The organism is Pseudomonas sp. CGJS7 (assembly GCF_036961695.1).
In genome coordinates, this window is sequence record NZ_JBAMDI010000193.1 from 1 (window position 1) to 14,802 (window position 14,802).

The 14,802-nt window shown below is 62.5% G+C and carries 12 protein-coding genes and 6 tRNA genes; 16 read left to right on the top strand and 2 right to left on the bottom strand.

Annotated elements, in window-relative coordinates; all coding sequences use genetic code 11:
- Positions 1–180 precede the first annotated feature (180 nt).
- The 11 genes from V7787_RS49490 (at position 181) to V7787_RS49540 (ending at position 4,852) form a co-directional block, all read left to right on the top strand.
- Positions 181–256, top strand: a tRNA-Ala gene (locus V7787_RS49490).
- Between the two features lie 72 nt (positions 257–328).
- Positions 329–404 (top strand) — tRNA-Glu (locus V7787_RS49495).
- A 51-nt stretch (positions 405–455) separates the two neighbouring features.
- A tRNA-Ala gene (locus V7787_RS49500) sits at positions 456–531 on the top strand.
- Between the two features lie 42 nt (positions 532–573).
- Positions 574–649: transfer RNA gene (locus tag V7787_RS49505), tRNA-Glu, on the top strand.
- Between the two features lie 61 nt (positions 650–710).
- A tRNA-Ala gene (locus tag V7787_RS49510) sits at positions 711–786 on the top strand.
- Between the two features lie 42 nt (positions 787–828).
- Positions 829–904: transfer RNA gene (locus V7787_RS49515), tRNA-Glu, on the top strand.
- Positions 905–1,071: 167 nt separating this feature from the next.
- On the top strand, positions 1,072–1,611 hold the full coding sequence (locus tag V7787_RS49520) for a TetR/AcrR family transcriptional regulator (protein ID WP_064490758.1): 540 nt from the start codon (positions 1,072–1,074) through the stop codon (positions 1,609–1,611).
- A gap of 15 nt (positions 1,612–1,626) precedes the next feature.
- Positions 1,627–2,508, top strand: coding sequence for an alpha/beta fold hydrolase (locus V7787_RS49525; RefSeq protein ID WP_064490759.1), 882 nt, complete (start codon positions 1,627–1,629; stop codon positions 2,506–2,508).
- A gap of 104 nt (positions 2,509–2,612) precedes the next feature.
- A complete protein-coding gene (locus tag V7787_RS49530) occupies positions 2,613–3,047 on the top strand; it encodes an acyl-CoA thioesterase (protein ID WP_003247186.1) in 435 nt (144 codons plus the stop codon).
- A gap of 51 nt (positions 3,048–3,098) precedes the next feature.
- Positions 3,099–4,070, top strand: coding sequence for a tRNA dihydrouridine synthase (locus tag V7787_RS49535; RefSeq protein ID WP_064490760.1), 972 nt, complete (start codon positions 3,099–3,101; stop codon positions 4,068–4,070).
- A 338-nt stretch (positions 4,071–4,408) separates the two neighbouring features.
- Complete coding sequence (locus V7787_RS49540) at positions 4,409–4,852, top strand: Hsp20 family protein (RefSeq protein WP_064490839.1); 444 nt, start codon at positions 4,409–4,411, stop codon at positions 4,850–4,852.
- A gap of 77 nt (positions 4,853–4,929) precedes the next feature.
- Here V7787_RS49540 and V7787_RS49545 read toward each other — a convergent pair whose 3' ends face one another.
- Positions 4,930–8,226: a PAS domain S-box protein gene (locus V7787_RS49545; protein WP_336094927.1), complete on the bottom strand. Its 3,297-nt coding sequence runs from the start codon at positions 8,224–8,226 to the stop codon at positions 4,930–4,932.
- Positions 8,227–8,283: 57 nt separating this feature from the next.
- Positions 8,284–9,162 (bottom strand): LysR family transcriptional regulator, encoded by an 879-nt coding sequence (locus V7787_RS49550; RefSeq protein ID WP_003247190.1) that lies wholly within the window; start codon positions 9,160–9,162, stop codon positions 8,284–8,286.
- Between the two features lie 131 nt (positions 9,163–9,293).
- On the opposite strand from V7787_RS49550, the gene leuC reads away from it, so the two are divergent.
- The 5 genes from leuC to asd all read left to right on the top strand — a co-directional run bounded on the left by leuC (position 9,294) and on the right by asd (position 14,564).
- Positions 9,294–10,727: a 3-isopropylmalate dehydratase large subunit gene (gene leuC / locus V7787_RS49555; RefSeq protein ID WP_010953002.1), complete on the top strand. Its 1,434-nt coding sequence runs from the start codon at positions 9,294–9,296 to the stop codon at positions 10,725–10,727.
- Complete coding sequence (gene leuD, locus V7787_RS49560; RefSeq protein WP_020192544.1) at positions 10,724–11,368, top strand: 3-isopropylmalate dehydratase small subunit; 645 nt, start codon at positions 10,724–10,726, stop codon at positions 11,366–11,368. Before leuC ends, leuD begins: the two co-directional genes overlap by 4 nt.
- A gap of 118 nt (positions 11,369–11,486) precedes the next feature.
- The gene (locus tag V7787_RS49565) at positions 11,487–12,251 is read left to right on the top strand and encodes a class I SAM-dependent methyltransferase (RefSeq protein WP_336094928.1); all 765 of its coding nucleotides are present in this window, start codon (positions 11,487–11,489) and stop codon (positions 12,249–12,251) included.
- Between the two features lie 54 nt (positions 12,252–12,305).
- Complete coding sequence (gene leuB / locus V7787_RS49570; protein WP_020192546.1) at positions 12,306–13,388, top strand: 3-isopropylmalate dehydrogenase; 1,083 nt, start codon at positions 12,306–12,308, stop codon at positions 13,386–13,388.
- A gap of 63 nt (positions 13,389–13,451) precedes the next feature.
- The gene (asd, locus tag V7787_RS49575; RefSeq protein WP_003247195.1) at positions 13,452–14,564 is read left to right on the top strand and encodes an aspartate-semialdehyde dehydrogenase; all 1,113 of its coding nucleotides are present in this window, start codon (positions 13,452–13,454) and stop codon (positions 14,562–14,564) included.
- The last annotated feature ends 238 nt before the right edge of the window (positions 14,565–14,802 follow it).

Consider the following 14,802-nt stretch of genomic DNA (forward strand, 5'->3'; position numbering starts at 1 on the left):
AGCCCCAAAAAACCGGGGTAGGGCGGTAAGTGATTGTTATCTGTGAAAAAATTTTTGAATATTTTTGAAAATTAGTTTGACAGCCCTGCAATCCGAACTTAATATGCGCCCCGTCCACAGCGATGAACGAAAACGAAACGCTAGGCACCCAGCCAGCGATTCAGTTCAAAGCGACATTGTGGGGCTATAGCTCAGCTGGGAGAGCGCCTGCATGGCATGCAGGAGGTCAGCGGTTCGATCCCGCTTAGCTCCACCAAATTCCGCTTAGCAGCCAAGGCTGGTAAGCAAGACCGGGTCCAGCAACCGGGTCTTGAAGGTAAGAAGGTTCGTCCCCTTCGTCTAGTGGCCTAGGACACCGCCCTTTCACGGCGGTAACAGGGGTTCGAGTCCCCTAGGGGACGCCAGTTTTACACAAGCGATGTTTTTATGTCGCTGGGCCGCGAGGCTAGAAATCCGGGGCTATAGCTCAGCTGGGAGAGCGCCTGCATGGCATGCAGGAGGTCAGCGGTTCGATCCCGCTTAGCTCCACCAATTTTGCCGCGGTTCGCGTTAGCGGATCGGCACGAAGGTTACGTCCCCTTCGTCTAGTGGCCTAGGACACCGCCCTTTCACGGCGGTAACAGGGGTTCGAGTCCCCTAGGGGACGCCACTTTTCCTGCGTTTTGCAGGGCTTAAAAAGGCTCGTCGATTATTGATGAGCCTTTTGTTTCGGGGCTATAGCTCAGCTGGGAGAGCGCCTGCATGGCATGCAGGAGGTCAGCGGTTCGATCCCGCTTAGCTCCACCATTTCTGCCAGGGTTCACGCAAGTGGATCTTCGCGAAGGTTACGTCCCCTTCGTCTAGTGGCCTAGGACACCGCCCTTTCACGGCGGTAACAGGGGTTCGAGTCCCCTAGGGGACGCCACGTTTACCCGCGTTTTGCGGGACTTTAAAGGCTCATTCGCTTATTGAATGGGCCTTTTGTTTTTTCCCTCCAGCATTTTTCCCCGACAAGCGGCCGCAGATTTTGCTTGCCAAAAAATATGATGAGAATAATATTTCGATCATCATATTTTGTTTGGTGCGTGCCAGATGAGCGACAAGAAGAGCAGAACCCGCGAACGCATTCTGGAGGCGGCGCGTAGTGCGCTGATCCAGCACGGCCCGGCCGAGCCCAGCGTCAGCCAGGTGATGGGTGCGGCAGGCCTGACCGTCGGCGGCTTCTATGCGCACTTCGACAGCAAGGATGAGCTGATGCTCGAGGCGTTCCGCCAGTTGTTGGGTGAGCGCCGTGCCTTGCTCGCTCAGGTCGACCCCAATCTCGATGGCGCCGGGCGGCGAGCGCTGGCCGGGGCCTTCTACCTCTCGCGCAAGCACCGGGACTGCGAAGTACATGCTTGCCCGCTGCCTAACGCGTTGGGCGAAATGCAGCGCCTGCCGGAGGTCTTCCGCGAGGTGCTGGCCGAGCACATCGAGTTGATGACTGCCGCGATGGTCGACCGCCCTGAGGATGCCGACAAAGCGCTGGCCGACCTGGCCCTGATGGTGGGAGGGCTGGCGCTGGCCCGGGCCTTGGGGACCAGTGACCTGTCTGACCGTATTCTGCGCGCCGCCAAATCGGCGGTGCTTTAACCCTGGAGCATGGCGATGACCACCCTGAGCTGGATTCGCGGTGTCAATGGCACCTTGGGCCGCCTGGCCCCCGAGCATGTCGCGGGCAAGATGCGCCGTGCCTTCATGACCCCGCGCAACCTGCCGCCGCGGGATTGGGAGCTGCCCGTGCTGGCCAGCGCCGAGCGCATTACACTGCGCTTCGGTTTGTCTGCCTTGCGCTGGGGTCAAGGGCCGACCGTGCTGCTGATGCACGGTTGGGAAGGGCGCCCGACGCAATTTGCCGCCTTGATCGAGGCCTTGGTTCAGGCAGGGCATACGGTGGTGTCGCTGGAAGGGCCTGGGCATGGTCGTTCGCCTGGCGAGCAAGCGAATGTGGTGCTGTTTGCCCGGGCGCTGCTTGAGGCTGCGGCTGAGTTGCCGCCCTTGCGTGCAGTCATTGGCCATTCCATGGGTGGGGCGAGCGTGCTGCTGGCTTTGCAGATGGGGCTGCGTACAGAGGCGGCTGTCAGCATTGCAGCGCCGGCGCGGTTGCTCGGTGTGTTGCGTGGTTTTGCCCATCGCCTGGGGCTGCCAGCCCGGGCACGGGCAGCGTTCATTCGCCAGATCGAGCGCGATGTGGGCATGCAGATTGCGCGGCTGGATGTCACGGGTTACCAGCTGGAGCTGCCGGGGCTGGTGGTGCATGCTGCCGATGATGCTCTCGTGCCCGCAGATGAGGCACATGTCATCCACAAGTCCTGGTTCGACAGCCGGCTGATGCTGCTGGAAGAGGGTGGTCACCAGCGAGTGCTGGCCGACCCGCGGCTGAGTGAAGCCGTGCTCGAATTGCTGGCTCGGGCTGAAGCGGTTAGTGTCGGGGCGGCTTCAGCCGCGAACATCGGTATCGCCGCCGGTGCCATCCGCCGCGGTGTCTGATTCGCGGGCAAGCCCGCCCCTATAACGACTGCCTCAGGCTCACAGGGGCTGGACATTGCCCCGCAGATCGCTGCTAAATCGCCTTTTGCGCCAAGGAAGCGAAAATGAGCTGGGACCTGGCAACACCCTTCGTCATCGACCTGCGCGTCGGCAGCGAGGACATCGACGGCCTTGGCCATGCCAACAATGCCGTCTACGTCACCTGGCTTGAGCGCTGCGCCTGGCGCCACTCCCAGCGTCTGGGGCTGGACCTGGCCGAGTACCGGCGCCTTGACCGGGCGATGGCTGTGGTGCGCCACGAAATCGACTACCTGGCCGCCGCGTATGAAGACGACGAGCTGCAACTGGCCACCTGGATCATTGACTGGGACCAGCGCCTGCGCATGACGCGGCGGTTTCAGCTCAAGCGTCCGCGCGATGGTGTGACGCTGCTGCGCGCGCAAACCACCTTTGCCTGCATCGAGCTGTCCAGCGGCAAGCCCAGGCGCATGCCGGCGGAATTCGTCGAAGGTTACGGTCCGGCGCTGATCGGCGCCTGAGTGGCCGGCATTTTTTGTTAAACTGCCGGCTTTTTCCGCTGAGACCCCGACATGCAAATTGCCCTGGCCCCCATGGAGGGGCTGGTCGACAACATCCTGCGCGACGTATTGACCCGTGTGGGCGGTATCGACTGGTGCGTCACCGAGTTCATTCGCGTGTGCGACCGCCTGCTGCCGGCGTCCTCGTTCGACAAGCTGGCGCCTGAACTGCGTCAGGGCGCGCGCACGGCTGCCGGTGTGCCCATGCGCGTGCAATTGCTGGGTTCTGACCCGGTATGCCTGGCGGAAAACGCCGCACTGGCTTGCGAGCTTGGGGCGCCGGTGATCGACTTGAACTTCGGTTGCCCGGCAAAGACGGTGAACAAGTCGCGTGGTGGTGCGGTACTGCTCAAAGAGCCGGAGTTGCTGCACGCCATTGTGCGTGAAGTGCGGCGGGCGGTGCCGGCGAATATCCCGGTGACCTCGAAGATGCGCCTGGGCTTCGACAGCCCCGACGGGGCACTGGAGTGCGCCACGGCTTTGGCCGAAGGCGGTTCGGCACACCTGGTGGTGCACGCTCGGACCAAGGTTGAGGGCTACAAGCCGCCAGCGCACTGGGAGTGGGTGGCGCGGGTACAGGATGTGGTCAAGGTGCCGGTGTTCGCCAATGGTGAGATCTGGACGGTCGATGACTGGCGGCGTTGCCGCGAGGTCAGTGGCGCTGAAGACATCATGCTCGGGCGTGGGCTGGTATCGCGCCCGGACCTGGGCCTGCAGATTGCGGCGGCGCGGGACGGGCGCGACTATCAGCCGATGAGCTGGCAGGACTTGTTGCCCCTGTTGCGTGAGTTCTGGCGCCAGGCCCAGGCCAAATTGTCGTCGCGTTATGCGCCGGGGCGGATGAAGCAGTGGCTGGCGATGCTGACTCGCAGTTACCCTGAAGCGGTGGTGTTGTTTGCCGAGTTGCGCCGGGAAGATGACTGCGCGCGGATCAGCCGGTTGCTGGGGGTAGAGGCGCAAGTCTTGGAGGCTTGCGTCGCCTGAGCAGGTCGCTGGTACTGCACCTGTAGGAGCGGGTTTACCCGCGAAAGGGCCGGCCCTGCTGGCCAATCCCCACCCGCCGTTCACTGTTGCCGCCGCTACCGTATTCGCGGGTAAACCCGCTCCTACGCCGGATCGGTGGTGGACACAGGTCGGTGGCTGGGCACAGGCCGTGTAGGAGCGGGTTCACCCGCGAAGAGGCCATCAAACCCCGTGCAAAAAAATCAAATTTTTTCTATTTACCCCTTGAAAGCATTTCCCTCGGCCATATCTTTTGAGTACGCGATGCCGAAGCCGGGTCGCGTAATGACTTACTTGCTGAATCTCAGGAGTTTATGACCATGACTACTGCTTTCTCTCTTGCTCCACTGTTCCGTCATTCCGTTGGTTTCGACCGTTTCAACGACCTGTTCGAATCCGCGGCACGTAACGAGGCCGGTAGCAGCTACCCGCCCTATAACGTGGAAAAGCATGGCGATGACCACTACCGCATCGTGGTTGCTGCAGCCGGTTTCCAGGAAGAGGACCTCGACCTGCAGGTCGAAAAAGGTGTCCTGACCGTGACCGGTGGCAAGCGCGACAATAACGCCGCTGAAGTGACCTACCTGCACCAGGGTATCGCACAACGCGCCTTCAAGCTGTCGTTCCGCCTGGCAGATCACATCGAAGTGAAGGCTGCCGGCCTGGCCAATGGCCTGCTCAGCATCGACCTGCTGCGCATCGTGCCTGAAGAAGCCAAGGCCAAGCGCATTCCGATCAATGGTGAAAAACCAGCGCTGAACTGATCGAGCTGAAATGAAAAAAGGGCACCTCCAGAGGTGCCCTTTTTCGTGCTTCTCACGCGTGCGCGGCCGTCATGCGATCAGTAATCTGCCGGCGCCTCCAGCAACATCTGCCGAAACTCCGGTAACGGTAATGGCCGGCTGTGCAGATAACCCTGGTACAGATGGCACCCCAGCCGCTCGAGAAACGCCAGCTGTTCGGTCAGTTCTACCCCTTCGGCAATCACCACCAGGTCCAGGCTGCGTGCCATGGCGACAATGGCGCGGACAATTTCTGCGTCGTTGGGGTCGACCGGTGCATCACGTACGAAGCTCTGGTCGATCTTCAGCGCATCGACCGGCAGGCGCTTCAGGTAAGTCAGCGAGGAATAGCCGGTGCCGAAGTCATCCATGGCAAAACTCACCCCGTAGCGCTTCAGCTCGCGCATCTTGCTGATGGTGTCTTCCAGGTTCTGTATGACGATGCCTTCTGTGATTTCCAGCGTCAGCATCTGCCGCGGCAGGCGGTAATCGTCCAGGCTGCGCAGCACCCGCCCGACAAAGTCGTTCTGGCGGAACTGTCGCGGGCTTATGTTCACGCACAGGTTGAAATCATCAGCGTCGATCAGCCCGTCGGTCAGCATGCGGGCGCAGGCGTCGCAGGCTTCGTCGAGAATCCAGCTGCCAACTTCAAGGATCAGGCCACTTTCTTCCAGTACCTGGATGAACTGCGAGGGCGGTTGCTGACCCAGTTGCGGGTGGTGCCAGCGCAACAGTACTTCGGCACCGACGATGCGGTTGTCGCGGGCATCCACCTGCGGCTGGAAGTGCAGTGCCAGCTCGCCACGGGCCAGGGCCAGGCGCAGGTCGTTTTCCATGCGCAGGCGCTCGCTGGCGGCCTTCTGCATGGTGGTGTGGAACAGCTGGGTGGTGTTGCGACCAGAGTCCTTGGCCCGGTACAGGGCGATATCGGCACGCTTGAGCAGGTCGGCCGGTGTGGTGCCGTGGTCGGGGATCAGCGCCACGCCGATGCTGGGCGTTACCTGCAGGCGCTGGCCATCCAGTGACATTGGCTCGGCCAGCAGTTCGCGCAGGGTGTCGGCCAGCTCGCGCACTTTCTCTTCCACGTGTTCGCGGCTCCCTTCCAGGCCGCTAAGCAGCACCACGAATTCGTCGCCCCCCAGACGCGCCACGGTGTCCTCCAGGCGCACGCTGGCCTCAAGGCGGGCGGTGATGATCTTCAGCACCGTGTCGCCCACCGGGTGGCCCAGCGAGTCGTTGATGTGCTTGAAGTGGTCGAGGTCGAGGAACAGCAGGGCGCCACGCAGGTTATGGCGCTTGAGCAGGGCAATCTGCTGGCTCAGGCGGTCCATCAGCAAGGCGCGGTTGGGCAGGTTGGTCAGCGGGTCGTGATAGGCCAGGTGGCGTATCTGCGCCTGGGCGTTCTTCAGCTGGCTGACGTCGCGGGCGGTCAGCAGCAGGCAATCCACTTCGTTGAGGGTGATCGGTTCCACCGAAACCTCGACCGTGAGGATATCGCCACGCTTGTTGCGCCCGAGCATCTCGCGGTGGTGTACCCGGCCGCGCTCGCGCAACTCGGCCAGCAGCGCGCTGCGCTGCTTGTCGTCGGCCCAGATGCCGATCTCATACACCGTGTGGCCGATCACTTCATCAGTGCTGTAGCCGGTCAGGCGGCAGAAGCCGTCGTTGACCTCCAGGTAGCGGCCGCTGTGGCGTTCGGTGATGGTGATGGCGTCGGGGCTGGAGTGGAAGGCCTTGGCGAACTTCTCCTCGCTGGACTTCAGCGCGGCTTCGGCGCGTTGTTGCTGGGTGATGTCGCGCAGGGTGGTCACGCTGCAGGGCTGGTCGTCGACGGTGATCAGGCGGCTGGAAATCACACAGGTCAGCGGGTCGCCATTGCGGTGGTTGAGTACCACGGCGACGTTGCTCAAGGCCTGTTCGCGGATCACCTGCTCGATACGTTTCGCGCGCTCGACGGACTCGGCCCACAGGCCGATTTCCTCGGCGGTACGCCCAAGCACCTGCGCGCTGCTCCAGCCGAAGGTCTGGGTGAACGCCGGATTGATCTCGATGAACTGGCCAGTGTCCTGGCGGGTGACGCAGATCGGGTCGGGGCTGACCTGGAACAGGCTGGCAAACTTCTCTTCCGAGACGCTCAGGCGCTGTTCGCGCTCCACCTGATCGGTGATGTCGAGCAAGGTGCCCGCCATGCGCAGGGGGATGCCCTGGTCGTCGCGGTACAGCCGCGCGCGGCTTTCGATGTAGCGTGAAGTGCCGTTTTCCAGCTGCACCCGGTAGGTGATCTGATAGTTTCCGGCGGGCCCTTCGCGCAGGCTACGGTAGGCTTGTCGCATCGAGTTGCGCTCGTGCTCCGGCACGCCCTCGAAGAACGCATCGAACGATTCATGAAAGGGGATGGGCGGCAAGCCATGCAGCTGCGCGGCGCGGGCCGAGCCGTAGAGCATGCCGCTTGGGATGTGCCAGTCCCAGGTGCCAAGTTGCGCCGAGTCCAGGGCCAGGTCCAGGCGCTCCTGGCTGTCCTTCAGGGCCTGCTCGGCGCGCTTGCGTTCGGTGGTGTCGACGAATGTACTGATCAGGAAGGTCACGCCTTCCAGCTCGATGCCCTGGGTGCACAGGATGCCGTCATGCACCTTGCCGCTGGTTGCGCGGAATTGCACCTCCATGATCAGCGGGCCGCCGTTGGCGCGGGTCGACTCCACTATCTGGTGGCGCTGTTCGGGGTTGACCCACAGGCCCAGTTCCAGGCTGGTCTTGCCGATCACCTGGCTGCCGGGCCAGCCGAACATGTCTTCGAAGTGCTGGTTGACCTCGAAGATCATGCCGTCGTGGCGGCGGGTCAGCAAAATGGCGTTGGGGCTCAGGTGAAACAGCGTGGCGAAGCGCTTTTCCGAATTGATCAGCGCCGTTTCCCGCTCGCGCTGGCGGGTGATCTCGCGGATCACACCGATCATTTGCGGTCGGCCGTGCGGGTCGCGGGTCAGGCTGCCGTTGATCTCCAGCCAGTGCAGGCTGCCGTCCGGCCAGCGGATACGGTGGCGCATGGCCTGCTCCACCGGCTCGCCGTTGAACACTGCCTGGAACATCTGGCGCGTGCGGGCGCGATCCTCCTCGGGCAGCAGGTCGAGGTAATCGATATCGGCGGGCAGTGGCCGTTGTGGATCGAAACCGAACAGGGCCTGGGTGCCCCGCGACCAACTGACCCTGCCGCTTTCGATATCCCATAGCCAGGCACCCAGGCGCGCACCGTTGAGCGCTGCCAGCAGTTGCGGGGCGTTCTGCCAGGCCTGCTCGGACTCCTGGGGATCAGCTGCAGGTATTCGCGGCAGGCGCAAAAAGCGGTTTGCTGATTTGGGCATCGGTACCAGACCTTTGGCGTATGACGTGTCCTTGGAATCGGAATAGCTGACAGCCAGTCAGGTGGGCCCTGAGTGGCTGTCGAGCAGGGCCATGAATGCCCTGGCCGCATTCGATAGCGTACGCTCCGTGTGCAGAATGTAGCCTAGCTGGCGCGACAGCTGTATGCCGGGCAAAGCGATGGGTGAAACCTGTTCGTCGAGCATGGTGCGTGGCAGCACGCTCCAGGCCAGGCCGATCGACACCATCATCTTGATGGTTTCCAGGTAGTTGGTGCTCATGGCGATGTTCGGCGTCAGGCCCTGGCTTTCGAACAGACGCTGGACAATATGGTGGGTAAAGGTATTGCCGCCGGGAAATACCGCCGGGTGGCGGGCGACGTCAGCCAGGCTGACCGCCTGGTTGTTGGCCAGCGGGTGCTCGGGGGCGGCGACAAAGTCCAGGGCGTCGTCCCACACCGGCACGGCCTTGACCAAATGGTGCGGCTCGGGCGCCAGGGTGATAACGGCGATTTCGGCGCGGCCATGCAGAATCTCGTCGTAGGCCTGTTCCGAATCCATGAACTGAATATCCAGTGCCACTGCCGGGTACTGGCGGGTGAAAACCCGTAACAACGGGGGCAGGCGGTGCAGGCCGATGTGGTGGCTGGTGGCCAGGGTCAGGCGACCGCTCACGGCCCCGGTCAGATTGGTCAGCGCCCGTCGGGTATCATCCAGGACGTTGAGGATCTGGTACGCCCGCGGCAGCAGTGCGCGCCCGGCTTCAGTCAGGGTCACCTCGCGGCCCAGGCGGTCGAACAGGCGTACGTCCAGTTGCTGCTCCAGGCCGGCGATGCGTTTGCTGATGGCCGGCTGGGTCAGGAACAGGCGTTCGGCTGCGCCGGAAAAGCTGCCGGTTTCGGCAATGGCGATGAAGGCACTGAGGTTGGCCAGGTCCATGGTGTCGTATTCCTTTGGGTTATCCAAAGCATAAAAATTATGAATTTGAGTTATTCAATCTAACCCCCTAGCATCGTCCGTACAAGCCAAGGGGTCTTTGGCATAGAAAGACGCTGATGAGGAACAGTCTGATGGCTGGCAAAACGCTCTACGACAAACTCTGGGAAGCCCATGAGGTCAAGCGCCGTGATGACGGCTCGTCCTTGATCTACATCGACCGCCACATCATCCACGAAGTGACGTCGCCCCAGGCCTTCGAAGGCCTGCGCCTGGCCAACCGCAAGCCATGGCGTATCGACGCCAACATCGCCACGCCCGACCACAACGTGCCGACCACGCCAGAGCGCAAGGGCGGTATCGAGGCGATCGTCGACCAGGTGTCGCGCCTGCAGGTGCAGACCCTCGACGAGAACTGTGACGAATACGGCATCGTCGAATTCAAGATGAACGACGAGCGCCAGGGCATCGTCCACGTCATCAGCCCGGAGCAGGGCGCCACCTTGCCGGGCATGACCGTGGTCTGCGGTGACTCGCACACCTCCACCCACGGCGCCTTCGGTGCCTTGGCCCATGGCATCGGCACTTCCGAGGTCGAGCACGTGCTCGCCACCCAGTGCCTGGTCGCCAAGAAGATGAAGAACATGCTGGTGCGCGTGGAAGGCCAATTGCCGGCCGGCGTTACCGCCAAGGACATCGTGTTGGCCGTGATCGGCAAGATCGGCACCGCCGGTGGAAACGGTCACGCCATGGAATTCGCAGGCAGTGCCATTCGCGAATTGTCGATGGAAGGCCGCATGACCATCTGCAACATGTCCATCGAAGCCGGTGCCCGCGTGGGCCTGGTGGCGACCGATGCCACTACCGTTGCCTACGTCGAAGGGCGCCCGTACGCGCCGAAGGGCGAGCAGTGGAAGCAAGCGGTCGAGTCGTGGAAGGACTTGGTGTCGGATGACGATGCCGTATTCGACACCGTGGTCGAGCTGGATGCCAGCCAGATCAAGCCACAGGTCAGCTGGGGTACTTCGCCCGAGATGGTCCTGGCCGTCGACCAGCGTGTACCAGACCCAGCTGCCGAGACCGACCTGGTCAAGCGTGGTTCGATCGAGCGTGCCTTGAAGTACATGGGGCTGACCGCCAACCAGGCGATCACCGATATCAAGCTCGACCGTGTGTTCATCGGCTCGTGCACCAACTCGCGAATCGAGGACCTGCGCGCGGCGGCGGAAATCGCCAAGGGCCGCAAGGTGGCCGCCAGCGTCAAGCAAGCCATCGTCGTGCCAGGTTCGGGTCTGGTCAAGGCCCAGGCCGAGCGTGAAGGCCTGGACAAGATCTTCCTCGAAGCCGGTTTCGAATGGCGTGAACCAGGCTGCTCGATGTGCCTGGCGATGAACCCGGACCGCCTTGAAAGCGGCGAGCACTGTGCGTCCACCTCCAACCGCAACTTCGAAGGCCGTCAGGGCGCCGGTGGCCGTACCCACCTGGTCAGTCCGGCCATGGCCGCCGCTGCTGCTGTAGCGGGCCACTTCATCGATGTCCGCGAGTTGATCCAAGGGAGCGCAGCATGAAAGCCTTTACCCAGCACACTGGCCTCGTCGCACCGTTGGACCGTGCCAACGTCGACACCGACCAGATCATCCCCAAGCAGTTCTTGAAGTCGATCAAGCGCACCGGCTTTGGCCCGAACCTGTTCGACGAGTGGCGTTACCTGGACGTGGGTCAGCCCTACCAGGACAACAGCAAGCGCCCGCTCAACGAAGAGTTCGTGCTCAACCACGCGCGCTACCAAGGTGCCAGCGTGTTGCTGGCGCGGGAAAACTTTGGTTGCGGCTCCAGCCGTGAGCATGCCCCCTGGGCGCTGGACGAGTACGGCTTCCGCAGCATCATTGCGCCGAGCTTTGCCGACATTTTCTTCAATAACAGCTTCAAGAACGGCTTGCTGCCGATCATTCTCAGCGATGAGGAAGTCGACGAGCTGTTCAAACAGGTCGAAGCCAACCCGGGCTACCAGCTGACCATCGACCTGCAGGCGCAGGCGGTGACCCGCCCGGATGGCAAGGTGCTGCACTTCGAAATCGATGCGTTCCGCAAGCACTGCCTGCTCAACGGCCTGGACGATATCGGCCTGACCCTGCAGGACAGCGATGCGATCAAGGCCTTCGAGGCCAAGCACCGCGCCAGCCAGCCTTGGCTGTTCCGTGATGCCTGAAGTTCGTAGGTGACAGTACGGGCCTCTTCGCTCCTACAGAAAGTTACGCGGTCGCTGTAGGAGCGGGTTTACCCGCGAAGAGGCCGGCACAGGCAACAAAAATCTAAAGGAACGAGACATGACCAGCACCCAGCACATCGATGCGGTCCAACGCCAGTTCGGCGAACAGGCCAGCGCCTACCTCAGCAGCGCCGTGCACGCCCAAGGCAGTGAATTCGCCCTGCTGCAGGCTGAGCTGGCAGGGCAGGCCCATGCCCGCGTGCTGGACCTGGGCTGCGGTGCCGGTCATGTCAGCTTCCACGTCGCCCCGCTGGTTGCCGAAGTGGTCGCCTACGACCTCTCGCAGTCCATGCTCGACGTGGTCGCCAGCGCCGCCGCCGAACGCGGCCTGGCCAATATCACGACCGAACGCGGCGCTGCCGAACGCCTGCCGTTCGCCGACGCTTCGTTCGACTTTGTCTTCAGCCGTTATTCGGCCCACCACTGGAGTGACCTGGGCCTTGCCCTGCGCGAGGTGCGCCGCGTGCTCAAGCCAGGTGGTGTGGCGGCGTTCATCGACGTGATGTCGCCGGGCAGCCCGCTGCTCGACACTTACCTGCAAACGGTCGAAGTGCTGCGCGACACCAGCCATGTGCGTGACTACTCCGCCGCCGAGTGGCAACGCCAGGTCAGCGAAGCCGGCCTGCACGTGCGCAGCCACACCCGCCAACCGTTGCGCCTGGAGTGGAGCACCTGGGTTGAGCGCATGCGCACCCCCGAGCCGATGCGCGTGGCCATCCGCCAATTGCAGCAAGCCATGGGCGAAGAAGTACGGCAGTATTACCAGATCGAGGCCGACGGCTCGTTCAGCACCGATGTGCTGGTGTTGTGGGCCGAGCGTTAAGCACTTTTCGGTGGGGCCCGCTTGGCCACGCCGCGTGAATGGATAGAGGAAAGCATGAGCAAGCAGATTCTGATTCTCCCAGGTGACGGTATCGGCCCGGAAATCATGGCCGAGGCAGTCAAGGTACTGGAGCTGGCCAACGACAAGTTCCAGCTCGGCTTCAGCCTGGCGCACGACTTGATTGGCGGTGCCGCCATCGACAAGCACGGCGTGCCGCTGGCCGACGAAACCCTGGAGCGTGCGCGCAAGGCCGATGCGGTGCTGCTGGGGGCTGTGGGCGGGCCGAAGTGGGACAAGATCGAGCGAGACATTCGCCCGGAGCGCGGCCTGCTGAAGATCCGCTCGCAACTGGGTCTGTTCGCCAACCTGCGCCCAGCCATCCTTTACCCACAACTGGCCGATGCTTCGTCGCTGAAGCCGGAAATCGTATCGGGCCTGGACATCCTCATCGTTCGTGAGCTGACCGGCGGCATCTACTTCGGTGCCCCGCGTGGCCAGCGCGAGCTGGAAGGTGGCGAACGCCAGGCCTACGACACCCTGCCGTACAGCGAAAGCGAAGTGCGCCGCATTGCCCGTGTCGGCTTCGACATGGCCCGCGTGCGCGGCAAGAAGCTGTGCTCGGTGGACAAGGCCAACGTTCTGGCCTCCAGCCAGCTGTGGCGTGAAGTGGTCGAAGACGTGGCCAAGGACTACCCGGACGTGGAGCTCAGCCACATGTACGTCGACAACGCTGCCATGCAGCTGGTGCGTGCACCCAAACAGTTCGACGTGATGGTGACCGACAACATGTTCGGTGACATTCTGTCGGATGAAGCTTCCATGTTGACCGGTTCCATCGGCATGCTGCCGTCGGCGTCCCTGGATGCCGACAACAAGGGCATGTACGAGCCGTGCCACGGCTCGGCACCGGACATCGCCGGCCTTGGTATCGCCAACCCACTGGCGACCATCCTGTCGGTGTCGATGATGTTGCGTTACAGCTTCAATCAGTCGGCTGCCGCCGAGGCGATCGAGAAGGCCGTGAGCCTGGTTCTGGACCAGGGGCTGCGTACCGGCGACATCTTCTCGGAAGGCTGCCGCAAAGTTGGTACGCAGGAAATGGGCGACGCAGTAGTCGCAGCGCTGCGGAATCTGTAATCTCTCTGGCCCGCCCCCCAAAATTCCCGGTGGCGGCCCACTTTTAGCAAAGGTGTAGTTGCGATGAAACGTGTAGGTCTGATCGGTTGGCGCGGTATGGTCGGTTCCGTGCTCATGCAGCGGATGCTGGAGGAGCAGGATTTCGACCTTATCGAGCCGGTGTTCTTCACTACCTCCAATGTTGGTGGCCAGGGTCCGAACGTGGGCAAGGATACAGCGCCCCTCAAGGACGCTTATTCGATTGAAGAACTCAAGACCCTCGACGTGATCCTGACCTGCCAGGGTGGCGACTACACCAACGAGGTCTTCCCCAAGCTGCGTGAAGCCGGCTGGCAGGGTTACTGGATCGACGCCGCTTCGTCCCTGCGCATGCAGGATGACGCGGTGATCATCCTCGACCCGGTCAACCGCAAGGTCATCGACCAGCAGCTGGACGCCGGTACCAAGAACTACATCGGTGGCAACTGCACCGTCAGCCTGATGCTGATGGGCCTGGGTGGCCTGTTCGAGGCCGGTCTGGTCGAGTGGATGAGCGCCATGACCTACCAGGCGGCTTCGGGTGCCGGCGCGCAGAACATGCGCGAGCTGATCAAGCAGATGGGTGCTACCCACGCGGCAGTGGCCGATGACCTGGCCAACCCGGCCAGCGCCATTCTCGATATCGACCGCAAGGTTGCCGAGACCATGCGCAGCGAAGCGTTCCCGACCGAGAACTTCGGTGTGCCGCTGGCGGGCAGCCTGATCCCGTGGATCGACAAGGAACTGCCGAACGGTCAGAGCCGTGAAGAGTGGAAGGCCCAGGCCGAAACCAACAAGATCCTCGGTCGCTTCAAGAGCCCGATCCCGGTAGACGGCATCTGCGTGCGCATTGGCGCCATGCGCTGCCACAGCCAGGCGCTGACCATCAAGCTGAACAAGGACGTGCCGATCGCCGACATCGAAGGCATGATCAGCCAGCACAACCCTTGGGTGAAGCTGGTGCCGAACCAGCGTGAAATCAGCATGCAGGAACTGACCCCGACCAAGGTCACCGGCACCCTGAACATCCCGGTTGGCCGTCTGCGCAAGCTGAACATGGGTTCGCAGTACCTGGGCGCGTTCACCGTGGGTGACCAGCTGCTGTGGGGCGCCGCCGAACCGCTGCGCCGCATGTTGCGGATTCTGCTGGAGCGTTGATCGTTCAGGCTTCACCTGAAAAATACCGCACTGGTGACAGTGCGGTATTTTTTTATGCCTGAAAGTATGCATTTGGGTCGCGGGCCTAATCGCCGGATAATTCATGCCGCTGTTTAATGGCGAAATGTCTGCTCTGACAGCCCCTTGCTCTTGCTCTTGCCGTTGCTTTTGCTTCTAAGTGCGCGGTAGTTCAGGCGACGCAGATTGCGACTTCAGGAGGCCGAGCGCAGGGCTTGCG